At 66.7% G+C, this 18,362-nt stretch carries 17 protein-coding genes; 8 read left to right on the forward strand and 9 right to left on the reverse strand.

The window, feature by feature from the left end:
* The first annotated feature begins 19 nt into the window (after window positions 1–19).
* From araH to RCF34_RS05595, 3 genes are all read left to right on the forward strand, one after another.
* The gene (gene araH, locus RCF34_RS05585; RefSeq protein ID WP_166655940.1) at window positions 20–988 is read left to right on the forward strand and encodes an L-arabinose ABC transporter permease AraH; all 969 of its coding nucleotides are present in this window, start codon (window positions 20–22) and stop codon (window positions 986–988) included.
* Between the two features lie 82 nt (window positions 989–1,070).
* Window positions 1,071–2,810 carry an IlvD/Edd family dehydratase gene (locus RCF34_RS05590; RefSeq protein WP_308707260.1) on the forward strand — a complete coding sequence of 580 codons (1,740 nt, stop codon included), beginning with the start codon at window positions 1,071–1,073 and terminating at the stop codon, window positions 2,808–2,810.
* A 135-nt stretch (window positions 2,811–2,945) separates the two neighbouring features.
* Window positions 2,946–4,094, forward strand: a complete 1,149-nt coding sequence (locus RCF34_RS05595) for an aldose epimerase family protein (RefSeq protein WP_308707261.1) — start codon at window positions 2,946–2,948, stop codon at window positions 4,092–4,094.
* A 285-nt stretch (window positions 4,095–4,379) separates the two neighbouring features.
* Here the strand turns inward: RCF34_RS05595 and RCF34_RS05600 are convergent, their stop codons facing one another.
* Both RCF34_RS05600 and araD1 read right to left on the reverse strand, forming a co-directional pair.
* Complete coding sequence (locus RCF34_RS05600; RefSeq protein WP_308707262.1) at window positions 4,380–5,957, reverse strand: aldehyde dehydrogenase (NADP(+)); 1,578 nt, start codon at window positions 5,955–5,957, stop codon at window positions 4,380–4,382.
* A gap of 151 nt (window positions 5,958–6,108) precedes the next feature.
* The gene (gene araD1, locus RCF34_RS05605; protein WP_308707263.1) at window positions 6,109–7,104 is read right to left on the reverse strand and encodes an AraD1 family protein; all 996 of its coding nucleotides are present in this window, start codon (window positions 7,102–7,104) and stop codon (window positions 6,109–6,111) included.
* A 102-nt stretch (window positions 7,105–7,206) separates the two neighbouring features.
* On the opposite strand from araD1, the gene RCF34_RS05610 reads away from it, so the two are divergent.
* Complete coding sequence (locus RCF34_RS05610; protein WP_308707264.1) at window positions 7,207–8,130, forward strand: LysR family transcriptional regulator; 924 nt, start codon at window positions 7,207–7,209, stop codon at window positions 8,128–8,130.
* A 163-nt stretch (window positions 8,131–8,293) separates the two neighbouring features.
* On the opposite strand, the gene cysB is transcribed toward RCF34_RS05610, so the two are convergent.
* From cysB to RCF34_RS05625, 3 genes are all read right to left on the reverse strand, one after another.
* Window positions 8,294–9,268: an HTH-type transcriptional regulator CysB gene (cysB, locus tag RCF34_RS05615; RefSeq protein ID WP_007160555.1), complete on the reverse strand. Its 975-nt coding sequence runs from the start codon at window positions 9,266–9,268 to the stop codon at window positions 8,294–8,296.
* Window positions 9,269–9,381: 113 nt separating this feature from the next.
* Window positions 9,382–9,864: a universal stress protein gene (locus RCF34_RS05620; RefSeq protein ID WP_308707265.1), complete on the reverse strand. Its 483-nt coding sequence runs from the start codon at window positions 9,862–9,864 to the stop codon at window positions 9,382–9,384.
* A gap of 108 nt (window positions 9,865–9,972) precedes the next feature.
* A complete protein-coding gene (locus RCF34_RS05625; RefSeq protein WP_308707266.1) occupies window positions 9,973–10,299 on the reverse strand; it encodes a thioredoxin family protein in 327 nt (108 codons plus the stop codon).
* Between the two features lie 165 nt (window positions 10,300–10,464).
* Between RCF34_RS05625 and RCF34_RS05630 the strand changes: the two genes are divergently transcribed.
* Window positions 10,465–11,544, forward strand: a complete 1,080-nt coding sequence (locus RCF34_RS05630) for a 3-deoxy-7-phosphoheptulonate synthase (RefSeq protein WP_308707267.1) — start codon at window positions 10,465–10,467, stop codon at window positions 11,542–11,544.
* A 256-nt stretch (window positions 11,545–11,800) separates the two neighbouring features.
* Here RCF34_RS05630 and RCF34_RS05635 read toward each other — a convergent pair whose 3' ends face one another.
* The gene (locus RCF34_RS05635; RefSeq protein WP_058790539.1) at window positions 11,801–12,082 is read right to left on the reverse strand and encodes a GNAT family N-acetyltransferase; all 282 of its coding nucleotides are present in this window, start codon (window positions 12,080–12,082) and stop codon (window positions 11,801–11,803) included.
* Between the two features lie 443 nt (window positions 12,083–12,525).
* On the opposite strand from RCF34_RS05635, the gene RCF34_RS05640 reads away from it, so the two are divergent.
* On the forward strand, window positions 12,526–12,777 hold the full coding sequence (locus tag RCF34_RS05640) for an Lpp/OprI family alanine-zipper lipoprotein (protein ID WP_007160560.1): 252 nt from the start codon (window positions 12,526–12,528) through the stop codon (window positions 12,775–12,777).
* A gap of 122 nt (window positions 12,778–12,899) precedes the next feature.
* On the opposite strand, the gene RCF34_RS05645 is transcribed toward RCF34_RS05640, so the two are convergent.
* From RCF34_RS05645 to RCF34_RS05655, 3 genes are all read right to left on the reverse strand, one after another.
* A complete protein-coding gene (locus tag RCF34_RS05645) occupies window positions 12,900–13,877 on the reverse strand; it encodes a L,D-transpeptidase family protein (RefSeq protein ID WP_183628934.1) in 978 nt (325 codons plus the stop codon).
* Between the two features lie 216 nt (window positions 13,878–14,093).
* Window positions 14,094–14,375 (reverse strand): hypothetical protein, encoded by a 282-nt coding sequence (locus RCF34_RS05650; RefSeq protein ID WP_308707268.1) that lies wholly within the window; start codon window positions 14,373–14,375, stop codon window positions 14,094–14,096.
* A 99-nt stretch (window positions 14,376–14,474) separates the two neighbouring features.
* On the reverse strand, window positions 14,475–15,029 hold the full coding sequence (locus RCF34_RS05655) for an arylesterase (protein WP_308707529.1): 555 nt from the start codon (window positions 15,027–15,029) through the stop codon (window positions 14,475–14,477).
* Window positions 15,030–15,177: 148 nt separating this feature from the next.
* Between RCF34_RS05655 and RCF34_RS05660 the strand changes: the two genes are divergently transcribed.
* Window positions 15,178–15,852 (forward strand): ABC transporter ATP-binding protein, encoded by a 675-nt coding sequence (locus RCF34_RS05660; protein ID WP_308707269.1) that lies wholly within the window; start codon window positions 15,178–15,180, stop codon window positions 15,850–15,852.
* On the forward strand, window positions 15,849–18,359 hold the full coding sequence (locus tag RCF34_RS05665) for an FtsX-like permease family protein (RefSeq protein ID WP_308707270.1): 2,511 nt from the start codon (window positions 15,849–15,851) through the stop codon (window positions 18,357–18,359). Before RCF34_RS05660 ends, RCF34_RS05665 begins: the two co-directional genes overlap by 4 nt.
* Window positions 18,360–18,362 lie beyond the last annotated feature (3 nt).

An 18,362-nucleotide genomic window follows, 5' to 3' on the forward strand; every position in this document is an offset into this window, starting at 1 on the left:
AAGAACAGAGGTCCAGTCCATGTCCGCCCAACCCCACAGCCTGACCCCGCCGCGCCGCGGCTTCGACATGCGTCGCTTCCTCGACGACTGGGCCATGATGCTGGCCGCCGTCGTCATCTTCACCCTCTGCGCGCTGTTCGTGCAGAACTTCCTCTCGCCGCTGAACATGCGCGGACTGGGCCTGGCGATCTCCACCGTGGGCATCGCCGCCTGCACCATGCTGTTCTGCCTGGCCTCCGGCCACTTCGACCTCTCGGTGGGTTCGGTCATCGCCTGTGCCGGGGTGGTCGCCGCAGTGGTGATGCGCGAGTTCGACAGCGTCTTCCTCGGTGTCGCCGCCGCGCTGGCCATGGGCCTGGTGGTGGGCCTGATCAACGGCCTGGTGATCGCCAAGCTCAAGATCAACGCCCTGATCACCACGCTGGCGACCATGCAGATCGTGCGCGGCCTGGGCTACATCTTCTCCGACGGCAAGGCCGTGGGCGTCTCCCAGGAGCAGTTCTTCGTGTTCGGCAACGGCCAGCTGTTCGGCCTGCCGGTGCCCATCGTCATCACCCTGCTGTGCATCCTGTTCTTTGGCTGGCTGCTCAACTACACCACCTTCGGCCGCAACACCATGGCCATCGGCGGGAACGAGGAAGCCGCGCTGCTGGCCGGCGTCCACGTCGACCGCACCAAGATCATCATCTTCGCCATGCACGGGGTGATCGGCGCCCTGGCCGGCGTGGTGCTGGCCTCGCGGATGACCTCCGGCCAGCCGATGATCGGCCAGGGCTTCGAACTCACGGTGATCTCCGCCTGCGTACTGGGCGGGGTCTCCCTGGCCGGCGGCATCGGCATGATCCGCCACGTGATCGCCGGCGTGCTGATCCTGGCGATCATCGAGAACGCCATGAACCTGAAGAACATCGACACCTTCTACCAGTACGTCATCCGCGGAACCATCCTGCTGCTGGCCGTGGTCATCGACCGCTTCAAGCAGCGCTAAACCCAGACTCTGCCCTCCCCCACGGCGCCACGCGCGCCGTGCCGGGGACCGCTTTGCCCGTGAAATGCCCGAGGACAAGACAATGACCACGCCCAAACGCCCGCTCCGCTCCGCCCAGTGGTTTGGCAGCAACGACAAGAACGGCTTCATGTACCGCAGCTGGATGAAGAATCAGGGCATCCCGGACCACGAATTCCAGGGCAAGCCCGTCATCGGCATCTGCAATACCTGGTCCGAGCTGACCCCCTGCAACGCCCACTTCCGCAAGATCGCCGAGCACGTCAAGCGCGGCATCTACGAAGCCGGCGGCTTCCCGGTGGAATTCCCGGTGTTCTCCAACGGCGAATCCAACCTCAGGCCCACCGCCATGCTGACCCGCAACCTGGCCAGCATGGACGTGGAAGAAGCCATCCGCGGCAATCCGGTGGACGCCGTGGTGCTGCTCACCGGCTGCGACAAGACCACACCGGCGCTGCTGATGGGCGCCGCCAGCTGCGACGTGCCGGCCATCGTCGTCACCGGCGGCCCCATGCTCAATGGCAAGCACCACGGGCGCGACATCGGCGCCGGCACCATCGTCTGGCAGATGCACGAGGCCTACAAGGCAGGCGCCATCGACCTCAACGAATTCCTCTCCGCCGAAGCCGGGATGTCGCGTTCGGCCGGTACCTGCAACACCATGGGCACCGCCTCCACCATGGCCTGCATGGCCGAAGCCCTGGGCACCTCGCTGCCGCACAACGCCGCCATTCCGGCGGTGGATTCGCGCCGCTACGTGCTGGCGCACCTGTCCGGCATGCGCATCGTCGAGATGGTGGAAGAAGACCTGCGGCTGTCGAAGATCCTCACCAAGGAAGCCTTCGAGAACGCCATTCGCGTCAACGCCGCCATCGGCGGCTCCACCAACGCGGTGATCCACCTCAAGGCCATCGCCGGCCGCATCGGCGTGGACCTGGAGCTGGACGACTGGACCCGGGTCGGCCGCGGCACCCCCACCCTCGTCGACCTGCAGCCCTCAGGACGCTTCCTGATGGAAGAGTTCTACTATGCCGGCGGTCTGCCGGCGGTGATCCGCCGCATGGGCGAGGCCAACCTGCTGCCCCATCCCGAGGCCCTGACCGCCAACGGCAAGAGCCTCTGGGCCAACTGCGCCGAGGCCCCCATCTACGGTGACGACGAGGTCATCCGCGCCCTGGACAACCCACTGCGCGCCGATGGCGGCATCTGCGTGTTGCGCGGCAACCTGGCGCCCAAGGGCGCGGTGCTCAAGCCGTCGGCCGCGACCCCGGCGCTCATGCAGCACCGCGGTCGCGCCGTGGTGTTCGAGAACCTGGAAGACTACAAGGCGCGCATCGTCGATCCGGATCTGGACATCGACGAGACCTGCGTGATGGTGCTGAAGAACTGCGGACCCAAGGGGTATCCGGGCATGGCCGAGGTGGGCAACATGGGTCTGCCGGCCAAGCTGCTGGCCAAGGGCATCACCGACATGGTGCGCATCTCCGACGCCCGCATGAGCGGCACCGCCTACGGCACCGTGGTGCTGCACGTGGCGCCCGAGGCCTCGGCCGGCGGCCCGCTGGCGGTGGTCCGCGAAGGCGACATGATCGAACTGGACTGCGCCTCCGGCCGCCTGCACCTGGACATCCCCGACGCAGAACTGGCCGCGCGCCTGGCCGACTGGCAACCGCCGGCCGACCAGCTGCTGGCCGGCGGGTATCGCCGCCTCTACGTCAACCATGTGCTGCAGGCCGACGAAGGCTGCGACTTCGACTTCCTGGTCGGCTGCCGCGGCGCCGAGGTGCCCCGCCATTCGCACTGATTGGCTTCTACCGTTGGCTTCGCGTTGCTCAACCCAACCTGCGCGCTTCCGTAGGTTGGGTTGAGCGCAGCGAAGCCCAACAAACCACAACACCCGCTGTTCCCTGTACAACAACAAACCGAAAAGGTGGTCGAGATGAAACGCACGTTAGCCCTCACCGGACTTGGACTGTCACTCATGATCAGCACCCTTACCGCCCAGGCGGCCGGCCTCACCAGCCAGCAGTCGAGCTTTGGCAAGCTGCCCGATGGCACCCCCATCGAGAAGTTCGTCCTGACCAACAGCCACGGCATGCAGGCCACCGTCATCACCTACGGCGGCGTGCTGCAGGCGCTCAAGGTGCCCGACCGCAAGGGCCACAGCGAAGACGTGGTACTGGGCTTCGATGACGTCCAGGGTTATCTCGACAACCCCACCGTGTTCTTTGGCGCCACCATCGGCCGCTTCGGCAACCGCATCGCCGAGGGCCGCTTCAGCCTCGACGGCAAGAGCTACCAGATCCCCCAGAACGACAAGACCAACGCCCTGCACGGCGGGCCCCAGGGCTTCAACACCAAGGTGTGGAAGGCCGAGCCGGCCAAGGGCGACGGCTGGGTCGGCGTGACCCTGAGCTACGTCTCCCCCGATGGCGAGATGGGCTTTCCCGGCACCCTGACCACCCAGGTGACCTACCAGCTGGACGAGCACAACCAGCTGACCCTCAAGTACCGCGCCACCACCGACAAGCCGACGGTGCTCAACCTGACCAACCACAGCTACTTCAACCTGGCGGGCGCCGGCAGTGGCACCGTGCTCAAGCAGGTGGCGATGCTCAATGCCGACAAATACACCCCGGTGACCGCCAAGCTGATCCCCACCGGCGAATTGCCGCCCGTGGCCGGCACGCCCATGGACTTCCGCAAGCCGACCGCCATCGGCAAGCACATCGCCGACGACAACCAGCAGCTGAAGTACGCCGAACCCAAACAGGGTGGCTATGACTTCAACTGGGTGCTCAACACCGCTGGCGATCTGCAGAAGGCCGCCGCCGTGGTGACCGATCCGAGCTCCGGCCGCACCCTGACCCTCTACACCACCGAACCAGGCGTGCAGTTCTATACCGGCAACTTCCTGGAGGGGAACATCAAGGGCAAGGCGGGCAAGACCTACGGCCACTGGGGTGCCTTCACCCTGGAAACCCAGCACTACCCGGACGCGCCCAACCAGCCGAACTTCCCCACCACCCGCCTGGATCCCGGCCAGACCTACACCCAGACGACGATCTTCAAGTTCGCCGGCAAGTAGGGCGTTCTCCGATTCGAGCAAAGGCCGCTCCTGGGAGCGGCCTTTGCCTTGGTGCCCCCCTCACCCCAACCCTTTCCCGGAGGAAGAGGGGCAGGAGCGGAGCACCTCTCTATCTCGTGCCTCGTAGCGTGGAAAACGGCGCACCCTCCTCCACTCGAACCCTACCCCCGCAGCGTGGAAAACGGCGCAGCCTTTGCCACTGTCCTGCCACCGCGCCTTTCCGCCACCCAATAAAAAACCCGGCGCCTCGCGACGCCGGGTTTTTAGTCACTCAAGACAGCGCGATCAGAGCGCGGCCTTGGTGTTCTCGCCGTTCACCAGGCGCTGGATACCCAGCGGATTGGCGTTCTGCAGGGCTTCCGGGAGGAAGGCGTCCGGGTAGTTCTGGTAGCACACCGGACGCAGGAAGCGGTCGATGGCCAGAGTGCCGACCGAGGTGCCACGGGCATCGGAGGTCGCCGGATAGGGACCGCCATGGACCATGGCATCGCAGACTTCCACCCCGGTGGGATAGCCGTTGAGCAACAGGCGACCGGCTTTCTGCTCCAGCAGGCCGATGATGGCCTCGAAACGTTGCAGATCGGCCGGCTCGGCCAGCAGGGTGGCGGTCAGCTGGCCGTGCAGGCCTTGCAGCGCCTGGTGCAGCTGGGCTTCGTCAGCCACCTCGACCACCACGGTGGTGGGGCCGAAGACTTCTTCCTGCAGCAGCTCGTCGTTTTCCAGCAGCAGGCTCACATCTGCCTTGAACAGCTGCGGACGTGCCTGGTTGCCTTCCTGGTTGGCACCGGCCAGGTGCTGTACGCCGGAATGGGCCAGCAGTGCCGCGACGCCCTTCTCGTAGCTCTTGAGCGTGCCCGGATTGAGCATGGTCTGGGGCGCCTGCTCGTTCATGGCACCGGCCAGCCGCTCGAGGAAGGCGCTGAACTCGGGCGACCGCACGCCGATGACCAGACCCGGATTGGTGCAGAACTGACCGCAGCCCAGGACCACGGACGCCGCGAGTTCGCCGGCGATGGCATCACCACGGGCCTTGAGCGCCTCGGGCAGGACCACCACCGGGTTGATGCTGGACATCTCGGCGAACACCGGGATCGGCTGCGGACGGGCCGCGGCCATGTCGCACAGGGCGCGACCGCCGCGCAGCGAGCCGGTGAAACCCACGGCCTGGATGGCCGGGTGCTTGACCAGCTGCTCACCGACGCCACCGCCATAGATCATGTTGAACACGCCCTTGGGCATGCCGGTCTTCTCGGCGGCGCGAAGGATGGCATCGGCCACGTATTCGGCGGTGACCATGTGCCCGCTGTGGGCCTTGAACACCACCGGGCAACCGGCGGCCAGGGCCGCGGCGGTGTCGCCACCGGCGGTGGAGAAGGCCAGCGGGAAGTTGCTGGCGCCGAACACGGCCACCGGACCCAGGCCGATGCGGTACTGACGCAGGTCAGGACGCGGCAGCGGCTTACGCTCGGGCAGCGCGGTGTCGATGCGCGCACCGTGGAAGTCGCCCCGGCGCAGCACCTTGGCGAACAGGCGCATCTGGCCGCTGGTACGGCCACGTTCACCCTGGATGCGACCAGCCGGCAGTGCGGTTTCCTGGCAGACCAGCTGGACGAAGTCATCGCCCAGGGCATCCAGCTCGTCGGCGATGGCCTCCAGGAAGGCCGCGCGCTTCTCGGCGCTCAGCTTGCGGTACAGGGGCGCGGCCTGCTCGGCGGCGCGGGCGGCGGCATCGACCTCGGCCGTGGACGCCTGGAAGAATTCGTAGGGCAGCTGTTCGCCGGTCGTGGCGTCGATGCTGTAGACCCGCACCTCGCCCTCGCCGCTGCGAGCGCCACCGATGTAGTTCTTGCCTTGGATCTGCATTGTTCTCGACTCCTTATACCTAGGGGTTCAGGGAAGACCGCTCGCTTGGAGCGGCCTTCGAAAGGGTGGCACGCTCAGTCTCGGAGCGGCCGGGCCAGCCTGTGCGATACCCACTCTAGCATTCGCATAGTCAGCAGTCATCATACAACTATCAGAGCTGGCGGACCTGCCCGGGCTGGAAGGCTGCCGTGCCGGCCTTGACGCCATTGCTCAGCGGCTCGCCGAATTCCGGCACCGCGATCTCGAATCTGTCGCCCGGCTCCACACGCACGCCATCGGCGAAGGACAGGGTCGCCGTGCCGAAGAAATGCACATGGACATCCCCCGGTCGCAGGAACTGTGCGTACTTGAAGTGGTGATACTCCAGGTTCTCCAGGCTGTGGCACATGTTGTCCTCGCCCGAGAGGAACTCCTTCTCCCAGACCACCTGCTCGCCGCGACGGATCCGGCTGGTGCCTGCCAGATGGCGCGGCAGCTCACCAGTGCGCATGGCCGGACCGAAGCTGCAGTAGCGTAGTTTGGAATGGGCCAGGTAGAGATAGTTCTTGCGTTCCATCACGTGGTCGGAGAATTCGTTGCCCACCGCATAACCCAGGCGATAGGGCTTGCCGTCGTCGCCGATCACATAGAGACCGGTCAGCTCCGGTTCTTCACCGGCGTCCTCGGCGAATTCCGGCAGCGGGATGTCGGCACCGGGACGCACCAGGATGCCGCCGTCGCCCTTGTAGAACCATTCCGGCTGGGCACCGGCGGTACCCGCTGCAGGACGACCGCCCTCCACGCCCCATTTGAACATGCGCATGGAGTCGGTCAGCTTGGCCTCCTCCTGACTGTTCTGCTGGTGCATCTTGTCGCGGGTGGCGGCGCTGCCCAGGTGGGTCAGACCGGTCCCGGTGACCAGGCAGTGTGCCGGATCCTCATGGTCCAGCGGCGGCAACAGGCGGCCGGCGTCGAGCAGCTCGGCATAGGCCGGTCCGGGCTCCAGGCCCAGGGTCTGCACCTGAGACTCCAGCGACACGCCGGCGCGGATGGCCTGCAGCGCCAGGGTCCGGGTACTGGTGGCACCGCGGACCTGCTGGACCTCGCCGCGCTCGACCACGCCGACGCGGCGCTGGCCCTGTTGGTCTTCGAACTGAATCAGGTGCATGGCATTCTCCTTGTTGGTTATCGCCTGAAGGAGACTTTACTCGGCGCCACGGGGCCTGCCTAATGAGAGCTCCCTATCCCGTGATAACCAACGGTTATTCCCATGCTGCCATCCCTGGGCTCCATCGCCTCCCGTCTGCGCCTGCGGCAACTGCGCCTGCTGATCGCCCTCGACGAAGAAGGCTCGCTGCACAAGGCCGCCGAACGCATCGCCATTTCCCAGCCCGGTGCCACCAAGGCCCTGCACGAGATCGAGAGCACCCTGGGCGCCACCCTCTTCCTGCGCACCCACCAGGGCCTGCAGCCCAATGACCTGGGCCGCTGCGTGATCCGCTATGCGCGGCTGATCGAGAGCGACCTGGCCCATCTGCGCGAGGAAATGCTCGGCATTCTCCAGGGTGAAGGAGGCCGGCTGGCGGTGGGCGTGATCATGGGCGCCGTGCCCCGGCTGATCGCCGCGGTGTCGCGCCTGGGTGCGGCGCAACCCCAGCTGGGGATCGAGATCATCGAGGACACCAGCGTGCGCCTGCTCGACCTGCTCGACGCCGGCCGCATCGAAGTGGCCATCTGCCGCAGCAGCGTCAGCCGCCGGCCGGATGCCTATGACTGCCTGGAGGTACGCGAAGAGCGGCTGGAGATCGTCTGCCATCCGCACCATCCACTGGCCGAGGCACAGGCGCTGGGCCTGGCCGAGCTGGTCGACAGTCGCTGGATCGTCTATCCGGCCAACCTGCCCATGCGCCTGACCCTGGAGCGGGAATTTCGCGCCGCGGAGCTGGAGTTTCCCCGCTATCCGGTGGAAACCTCCTCGACCTTCACCCTGCTCGGCCTGCTGCAGGAAGACACCAACCAGGTGGCCATGCTGCCCAGCGACATCGCCCAGTTCGGCGAAAGACACGGCCTGCTGCGCCGCCTGCCGGTGCTCCAGCGCACCCGCAACGAGCCCTATTCGATCCTGGTCCGCCAGGGCGCGGGGTTGTCGGCGGCCGCGCAGCTGTTGCTGGAGCAGTGGCGAGCGGCGGGGTAGATCGTAGGTTGGGCTGAGACGGCTCCATCGTCGACGCCCAACAGAGCCAGCGCCGAGGCAAGCGCCATTGGGCTTCGCTGCGCTCAACCCAACCTACGGCAGCCAGCAGGAACGGCCGCATCGGCGGGCAGCCATGGCCGCGCTTATTATCTAAAACGACGGTTCAATACGTCGGCAACGTCACCCCATGGAACAGGGTCTCCAGTTCCTGCCGCGAAGGCGTCTGCATGGCCTCGGTGAGGACATCGCGGGTCAGGTGCGGCGCGAAGCGGCCGATGAAGTCGCACATGAAGCCGCGCAGGAAGGTGCCGCGGCGCAGGCCGATCTTGGTCACGCTGGCCTCGAAGAGGTGGCTGGCGTCCAGGCAGACCAGGTCGGCATCGGCTTTGTGATCCACCGCCATGTCGGCGACGATGCCCACGCCCAGGCCGAGGCGGACATAGGTCTTGATGACGTCGGCGTCCGCCGCGGTCAGCACCACGTTGGGCTCCAGGCCCTGGCGGGCAAAGGCCTCGTCGAGCTTGGAGCGCCCGGTGAAACCGAAGACGTAGGTCACCAGCGGCTGTTCCGCCAGATGCTCCAGGGTGAGGTGCTCCACCTTGGCCAGGGGGTGGCCCTGGGGCACGATGACGCAGCGGTTCCAGCGATAGCAGGGCATCATCACCAGGTCGTTGAAGCGCTCCAGACCTTCGGTGGCGATGGCGAAGTCGACGGTGCCGTCGGCGGCCATCTCGGCGATCTGGGTCGGCGAGCCCTGGTGCATGTGCAGGGCCACGTCCGGATACTGCTTGATGAATTCGCTGATCACGTCCGGCAGCGCATAGCGCGCCTGGGTGTGCGTGGTGGCGATGGACAGGGTGCCCTTGCGCTCGTTGGAGAACTCCTGGGCGATCTGCTTGATGCTCTCGCACTTGCGCAGGATCTCGCCCGCGGTCTGGATGATGCGTTCGCCCGCCGGCGTCACCCGGGTCAGGTGCTTGCCGCTGCGGGCAAAGACCTCGACGCCCAGCTCGTCCTCGAGCAGGCGGATCTGCTTGCTGATACCGGGCTGCGAGGTATAGAGACTCTGGGCCGTGGCGGATACGTTCAGATCGTGGTGGGCGACTTCCCAGATATATCTCAACTGTTGCAGCTTCATGCTGGCTCCTCGCTGACCCCATGCGCAAGCATATAACAGTAATGCAGCCCTCAAGCTTTTTCTAGACCGAAATCGAATTAAGTCGTGGAGGGACAAGGACTGACGCTGGCGGATCAGCCCTGACGCAGCGGCACCAGGTACACCGGGATGCGCGTGGTCTGCAGCAGGCGGCTGGCGGTACGACCCAGGGGTGCCACCTGGGCGTCGCCCTGGCTGCGACTGCCGATCACCAGCAGGTCCGCGGCGAGCTCCTGGGCCTGCTTGAGGATGGCCGCCGGCGGATCGCCCTGCACCACCCGCACGGCTCGCACCAGCCCCACGGTGGCCGGGGTTTCCAACAGGTCCTCGCGCAGGGATTCGAACACCTGCTGCTCGATGGTCTCCAGAACCAGATCCAGACCGCCATTGCGCAGGCGATCCAGGGATTCGCCATCCAGATACTGTTGCAGCAGGGTGGACGCCAGCAGACCAAGGGGCTCCACCACATGGACGACATACAGCCGCGCCTGATGGATACGGGCGAGATTCAAGGCATGCTGAAAGACATAGGACGAACACAGGCCCAGGTCCGTGGCATAGAGCAGAGAGCGGATCACGATTCCTCCTGGCCAGATCAGCCGACCTGACCGGTGTAACGTGGGATAGGCGTCTCCAGCGTAGCAGGGGAATGGCCTTTGCGTTGCGAACCGCGCGTTAGAGCCCTTTCAGGGCAGCTCCTCGGGCTCGCGCGCATCCGCCGCCCGGATCGCCGCCACTAGCGCCGGCTCGCGTAGCGGCGCCTGCACCGGACCGAGGAAGTCGCCATCCCGGACCAGGAACAGCGCCGGCAGATGAAAGACGCCATAACGCTGCACCAGACCGCCGCTGCGCTCGGCATCCACCCAGTACAGCCGCTCGACCGGCAGCGTCGCCGCAGGCAGCACCTGGCGCGCCAGCCGGCAGGTGGCGCAGCCGACGCTGGTGAAGATCAGCAGCGAGCGCCCTGGCGCCGCCAGCAGGACGGCATCCGCCGTCCCATCGTCCAATTCCATCGCGTCCTCGTCTCGATCATCGCCAAAGCGCGCCCTCGGGCGGGCGGATAGCGTCGTAGCCATTGTGAGCGGGCGGGACACGCGTTAAGGTGCCCCACCCTCCCCATCGTATTTTGCCTGCACGGGCCCCGACCTGTCGCAGCGCCGTGACCGACGAGTAGCACCATGGCCGCACAGCCCCGCCTTAACGACCTCAACATCGAAGCCAACGAGCCGCTCATCACGCCCGAGCAGCTCAAGCAGGAGATCCCGCTCAGCGATCTCGCCGCCGACACCGTCGCCCAGGGCCGCCAGGTCATCCGCGACATCCTCGACGGCAAGGACCACCGCCTGTTCGTGGTGATCGGCCCCTGCTCGATCCACGACATCAAGGCCGCTCACGAATACGCCGAGCGCCTCAAGGTGCTGGCCGCCCAGGTCAGTGACAGCCTCTATCTGGTCATGCGCGTCTATTTCGAGAAGCCCCGCACCACCGTGGGCTGGAAGGGCCTGATCAACGATCCCTACCTGGACGACTCCTTCAAGATCCAGGACGGCCTGCACATCGGTCGCCAGCTGCTGCTGGACCTAGCGGAAAAGGGCCTGCCCACCGCCACCGAGGCGCTGGACCCCATCTCTCCCCAGTACCTGCAGGACCTGATCAGCTGGTCGGCGATCGGTGCCCGCACGACCGAGTCCCAGACCCACCGGGAAATGGCTTCGGGCCTCTCCTCCGCGGTCGGCTTCAAGAACGGTACCGATGGCAGCCTGACGGTGGCCATCAATGCCCTCCAGTCGGTCTCCAGCCCGCACCGCTTCCTGGGTATCGACCAGCGCGGCCAGGTCTCGGTGGTGATGACCAAGGGCAATGCCTATGGTCATGTGGTCCTGCGCGGCGGCAATGGCAAGCCCAACTACGACTCGGTCAGCGTCACCCTGTGCGAGCAGGCGCTGGTCAAGGCCAAGGTCAAGCCCAACATCATGGTCGACTGCAGCCACGCCAACTCCAACAAGGATGCGGCCCTGCAGCCGCTGGTGATGGACAACGTGGCCAACCAGATCGTCGAGGGCAACACCTCCATCGTCGGCCTGATGGTGGAAAGCCACTTGGGCTTCGGCAGCCAGCCGATTCCGGCGGATCTGTCGCAGCTGGAGTACGGCGTCTCGGTGACCGACGCCTGCATCGACTGGGCCATGACCGAGAAGAGCATTCTCGACATGCACCGCAAGCTCAAGGACGTGCTGCCGCGTCGCGCGCGCAGCTGATCCGCCAGCGGCTACGAAAACGCCGGGCTCAGCCCGGCGTTTTTTCTTCCGCACCAGCGCCTGTTCAAAGTCTCGCGAGCTAGAGGCAAGCAAGGCCTGGGCGGCCCCGCGAAAATGGCTGAGGAAGCGGATCGGACCCGCGCTTGGGTTTACGAGTGGTAAATGAGCATTCCGACGGGGCCGCCTAGGCAGGGCTGGCGACCCAGGCCATTTTCAACGCCGTTTGGCCGCCGCGCAGCAGACTTAGAACAGGCTCTCAGGCCAGCGGCGTCACCTGGCCACGCCGCTCCAGGTAGTGCTCCACATAGGAGCAAGACGGGATAACGCTGTAGCCGCGGCTCTCGGCGTAGTTCAACGCGTGCTCGGTCAGCCTGGCGGCCAGACCGCGCCCGCGCAGGGCATCGGGGACGAAGGTGCGATAGAAATCCATCGTCTGCTTGCCCAGATCCATGTAGGCGAGATAGGCGCGTTGACCGTCGACAGAAAGGTGGAACTGATGATTGGCCTCATCGTGTTCCACGTGCAGGGATTCGTTCATGACTACTCCTTGGCGGTTTGGCTCCGCCTTATCCATTGTTATCGATGATACCCGAAGACGAGAACGCACCCTTCCTGTGCGGGACTGAGCCACAGCGCGTCAGACCCCTCCGGAAGCAGCAGGTTCTGACCAGCCGTCGCACCGAGAAATCACACTATATCAGGGCCGCCCGCGCGAGAGCAGGCGCGGCTTTGACCTTGACAACTGCCGGTCATCCTCTAACGTTTTGAAACGTTCGTGGCTTTCAGCCATCCAAGCAGTTGCTGGTGCCGGGTGCAGGCATTCGGGGACGAACACGGGGAGCAGAGAGGAATTTCCACAAAAAATCCCTCTTCAACGGGTTCACTCAGTTTACTTACGACCGGTAATGAGTAGTATGTAGCCGCAATTTTCCACCTGGGAAATTGATCTTAAAACAGGATGTCTACCTCAAGGGGTTTACGATGAACAACGCTCTGAAATTCGCCGCCCTGGCTCTGGCCGCTGCTCTGGCCACTGGTTGCAGCACCGCTAACAAGGAAAGCGAAGCTCGCCTGACCGCTACCGAAGACGCCGCTGCCCGCGCTCAGGCTCGTGCTGACGAAGCCTACCGTCACGCTGACGAGGCCCTGGCCGCCGCTCAGAAAGCTCAGCAGACCGCTGACGAAGCCAACGAGCGCGCCCTGCGTATGCTGGAAAAAGCCAGCCGCAAGTAAGCGCCTCGGCTGGAAAGGCGAGTGGCAACAGTCGCCTTTCCCGGAGCAAACAAAAAGCCCGCCATCTCAGATGGCGGGCTTTTTGTTTGTCTGACCGGCCAAGCGCGCTCGGCCGGTCGCGATCACAGGGCCTTGGCGGGCGCCTTGGCCACCGTACCGGTAACCATCCCGGCGGGCAGGTCGGCAATTTCCACCGGCAGGCCGTCCTGGCCCTGGACCACGTCACGCACCGTGTTCCAGTTCACCGCGCTGTTGGCCTGCAGCAGGTCGTCACGCTTGATCAGCGCATTGACCACCGCGGCCTGACGGTCGATGTCGGTCGGATCGCCCTTCACGCTGACCGGCTGGTGCGCCTCCAGGTAGAGCTTGCCCTGGCTCACGCCGAACTTGTAGGGCTCGTCGAGGATGCGCACCGGGGTACCGACCGGCAGCATGCCGACCAGCTCGGTGACGTTGAAGTTGTACATGCGGAAGCAGCCATGGCTGACCTGCATGCCGATGCCGAACTTCTTGTCCGAGCCGTGGATGAGATAGCCCGGCAGGGTCAGGCGGATCTTGTAGGGCCCGAGGGGATTGTCCGGACCGGGCGGAACCACCTTGGGCAGCGGATCGCCTTCGGCGGCGTGCTCGGCACGTACCGACTCCGGCGGATACCAGGACGGATCCTTGATCTTGTCGACCACCTTGGTCACGCCGATGGGCGAACCCCAGCCTTCGCGGCCGATGCCCAACGGGTAGGTGAACACCGTGTGGCCACCCTTGGGGTAGTAGTACATGCGGTATTCGGCGATGTTGATGACGATGCCTTCGCGCGGCCCGGGCGGCAGAATGAAGCGCGTGGGCAGCACGATCTCGGTGCCGGCGCCCGGTAGCCAGGCGTCCACGCCCGGATTGGCGGCCACCATCTCGGTGTAGCCCAGATCGTACTTCTGGCCGAGATCGGCAAAGGTGTCTTCGTAGGCGGCCTTGATGACCTGAACCTCGCCAACCACGTCTTCGCCGGGTGGCGGCAGGGGCAACTCCAGTGCCTGCGCCGTACCCGCGCTCAGCAGACCAAACAGCGAGAGGGAACCGACCAGGGTCGAAACGCGCGCGGGCATGGGATGAATCCTTGCAAGGAGCAAAAAGGTGACGGCGCGAATTGTACACGCCTCGATCGGCGTCCGGCAGGGCCTGGAGCCTGCGCAAAGGCTCGCGGGCTAGCGCCAAACCAGGCGAAAAGACCTGGGGAAGCGGAGTTCACGAGGTGTAAATGAGCATTCCGAAGGGATTTTCAACACCGTTTGGCCGACGCGCAGCAGACTTTGGGCAGGCTCTCAAAAGACCTGCAACGGATTCGGCAGACCCCGTCTGGCGCCCTGCAGCCGCTGCATGCAGGCCGGGCAGAGGGTCTTGAGTCCCAGCGCCCGGCGATTCAGCGCATGCATCCGGGGCCGTGCCGGCAGCAGGGTGCCGCACAGGGTCCGGTCGGTCGGCGAGCCCAGCTCCAGCTGCCGGGCGACGATATGGACCCGCCCCTCGCGGCAGGCGAACAGGTCGAGCTGGGCATCGGGCTGGATCAGCTGATAGCCGTGCATGGACCGGGAAAGGCGGGACATCGGGATACTCCAGGGGCGGTTCCGCCGGGCGGTCGATCGGCCGGACCGGCGGGGGCGCGCAACCTTAGCGGAAAGCCCCGTCGGGGAAAAGTCCGACGTTCAGTCGCGCAGCAGCGGCTCCAACTGGGGCCAGGCGTTGTCCAGCAGGCGTTGCTGCGCATTGGCCTGGGGGTGGATGCCATCCGGCTGCATGAAGGCGGGATCGCCGCCCACCCCTTCGAGCAGGAAAGGCACCAGGGCCACCTGCTGGGCCTGGGCCACGTCCGTGTAGACCTGGGCGAAGCCGTCGGTATAGCGCGGTCCGTAGTTGGGCGGCAGGCGCATGCCCAGCAGCAGGACGCGCGCGCCTTTGGCCTTGGCCTGTTCCACCAAGGCGGTGAGGTTGCGCTCGAACTGGGCCAGCGGCTGACCGCGCAGACCGTCGTTGCCACCTAGTTCGATGGCCACCACTGCGGGTCGATGATCAGCCAGCAACCGCGGCAGTCGCGCCAGGCCGCCGGCGGTGGTGTCGCCGCTGATGGAGGCATTCACCACCTGATAGTCGAGCTGCTGCGCCTGCAGGCGCCCTTCCAGCAGGCGCACCCAGCCCTGGCCTTCGGCGAGGCCGTAGCCGGCACTGATGCTGTCACCCACCACCAGCAGGGTGCGCGCCATGGCCAGCGGGGCCAGGGTCAGACAGAGCACGGCCAGCAGCCAGGCAATGCCTTGGCGCAAAGGCGCACTGGACTTCGTCCGGCTTTTTGACTCTAACTCGCCACAGCCGCCCGCGTGCGGGCCCTTCGAATACGGCATCGGAAACCTCATGAGCGAAGTCATACTGCTGGCACGCGACCTTAGCAAGGTCGTCACGGGCGCGGAAGGCGCGCTGCCGATCCTCCAGGCGCTGGATCTGCAACTGCAAGCCGGCGACAGTTTGGCCATCGTCGGCAGCTCGGGTTCCGGCAAGTCCACCCTGCTCGGCCTGCTGGCCGGTCTCGACCTGCCCAGCAGCGGCGAAGTCCATCTCGCCGGTCAGCGCCTGGACACCCTCGACGAAGACGCCCGCGCCCGCCTGCGCGCGGACCGGGTGGGCTTCGTCTTCCAGTCCTTCCAGCTGCTGGACAGCCTCACGGCGCTGGAAAACGTCATGCTGCCGCTGGAACTGGAGGGCGTGCGCCAGGCCCGGGAACAGGCAGTGGCCCTGCTGGAGCGGGTCGGCCTGGGCGAACGGCTGCGTCACTATCCGCGCCAGCTCTCCGGCGGCGAGCAGCAGCGGGTGGCCCTGGCCCGCGCCTTCGCGCCGCGACCCAGCATCCTCTTCGCCGACGAACCCACCGGTAATCTCGACAGCCGCACCGGCGCCCATATCAGCGATCTGCTGTTCGAACTCAACCGCGAGCGGGGCACGACGCTGGTGCTGGTGACCCATGACGAGCGCCTGGCCGCGCGCTGCGCCCGCCAACTGCGCCTGGAAGGCGGTCGGCAGGTCGCGGCATGAGGCGCACCGGTCTTCCCTTCGCACGGCTGTTCGACCTGGCCTGGCGCCAGAGCCTGAGAGAGTTCCGCGCCGGCGAGATCCGCATGCTCTGCCTGGCGCTGGTGGTGGCCGTCGCCGCCAGCGTCGCCATCGGCTACTTCACCGCCCGCCTGGGCGCGGGCATGGAAAATCGCGCCAGTGAATTCCTCGCCGCCGACCTGGTGCTGCTGGGCAGCGAACCGTCGCGTCCGGAACAGGTGGAGGCCGGCCGGCAGCGGGGCCTCGAACACAGCCGTTCGCTCAATTTCAGCACCATGGCGGCGGGTGCCGAGGCCCTGCAGCTGGCCAGCGTCAAGGCGGTCCAGGCCAACTTCCCCCTGCGCGGCGAGGTGCGCAGCGCCGCGGCGCCGGACGCGCCCGACCAACCGGGCGGCGCTCCGGCGCCCGGAGAGGCCTGGGTCGAGCCGCGCCTGCTGCTGGCGCTGGATGCCAAGGTTGGCGACCGCCTGGACATCGGGCGCAAGGCCCTCACCATCACCCGGGTGCTCACCTATGAACCGGATCGGGCGGGTGACTTCTACAGCCTGACGCCGCGGGTGCTGATCAATCTCGACGACGTGGCCGCCACCGGGGTCATCCAGCCCGGCAGCCGGGTACGCTATCGCGAACTCTGGCGCGGCGAACCCCAGGCGCTGGCCGCCTATCGCCAGGCGCTGACCCCGGCCCTGGCCGCCAACCAGCGCTTCGAAGGGCCGGGCGATGGCAATCGCCAGCTGGGCAATGCCCTGGAACGCGCCCAGCGCTACCTGGGGCTGGCCAGCCTGGTAGCGGTGGTGCTGGCCGGCGTAGCGGTGGCGCTGTCGGCCAATCGCTTCGCCGCGCGGCGCTTCGATGCCAGCGCCCTGTTGCGCTGCCTGGGCCTGACCCGCCGCGACGCCCTGCTGCTCTACGGCCTGCAACTGGGACTGCTGGGCTTGGCGGCGAGCCTGCTCGGCGCCCTGTTCGGCTGGCTGGCACAGCGGGTGCTGTTCGAACTGCTGCATGGCCTGCTGCCGGCGCGCCTGCCGGCGGTCGGGATCGGCCCGGCGCTGGCCGGCATGGGCACCGGCCTGGTCGCCTTGGTCGGCTTCGCCCTGCCGCCGCTGGCCGCCCTGGGGCGGGTCCCGCCGCTGCGGGTGTTGCGCAGCGACCTGCAGCCCGTCCCCCTGCGCACCTGGCTGGTCTATGGCTGCGCCCTGCTCGCCCTGGGGCTGATCATGTGGCGCCTGTCGCTGGACCTGCGCCTGACCCTGGCGCTGCTGGTGGGTGGCCTGGTCGCCGGGCTGCTGTTCGGCAGTCTGCTCTACCTGGCCCTGCGCGGCCTGCGCCGGGCCATGCAGGGTGCGCCCCTGGCCTGGCGGCTGGGTCTGGGTCAGTTGCTCCGTCACCCACTGGCGGCGGTGGGCCAGACCCTGGCCTTCGGCCTGATCCTGCTGGCCATGAGCCTGGTGGTGCTGCTGCGGGGCGAGCTGCTGGAACGCTGGCAGGCGCAACTGCCGGCCGAGGCGCCCAACCACTTCGCCCTCAATGTGCTGCCGGAAGAGCGCCAGGCCTTCGCCTCAGCGGTGGCCGGTCTCTCGCCCCACGCCAGTCCGCTCTACCCCATCGTTCAAGGCCGCCTGGTCAGCGTGAAGGGGCACCCGGCCCAGGAAGGCCTGGAAGACGACTCCCGCGGTGGCCGTGCCACCCGGCGCGATCTCAACCTGACCTGGTCGGCGCAGTTGCCGGACGGCAACCGCCTGGAAGCCGGTCAGTGGTGGGATGCGCTGCCCGCCAGCGACCTGCCCGGCGTTTCCCTGGAAAGCGAGCTGGCGCGCAGCCTCGGCGTCGGCCTGGGCGACACCCTGGGCTTCGTCATCGGCGATCGCCAGATCGAGGCACGGATCACCAGCCTGCGGCAGGTCAGCTGGGACAATTTCCAGCCGAACTTCTTCGTCATCTTCGCCCCCAGCGCCCTGGAGGGCGTGCCCTTCACCTACCTGGGCAGCTTCTACCTGCCGCCCGGCCACGACCGCGAATTGCTGGCCCTGGCCCGGCAATTCCCGGCAGTGACCCTGCTGCCCATCGATGCCTTGCTCGATCAGCTGCGCAGCATCCTGCGCCAGGTCAGCGTGGCGGTGGAGTTCGTGCTGCTGTTTTTGCTGGCCGCCGGCGTCGCCGTGCTGCTGGCCGGCCTGCAGGCGACCCTCGACGAACGCATTCGCCAGGGCGCCCTGCTGCGCGCCCTGGGTGCCCGGCGCGCGTTGCTGCAACGGGCGCGGCGCACCGAATTCATCCTGCTCGGTGGCGCCAGCGGCTTGCTCGCGGCGCTCGGTTGCGAGATCGTCAGCGCCCTGCTCTACCGGCTGGCCTTCGACCTGGACTGGCAACCCCATCCCTGGCTGCTGCTCCTGCCGGTGCTGGGCGCCCTGCTGGTCGGCACGGCGGGCCTGCTGGGCACGCGGCGGGCCCTCACCGCCAGTCCGTTACTGATCCTGAGAGAAAGCTGATCC

Source organism: Pseudomonas sp. 102515, from assembly GCF_031085165.1.
Lineage (GTDB): Bacteria > Pseudomonadota > Gammaproteobacteria > Pseudomonadales > Pseudomonadaceae > Chryseomonas.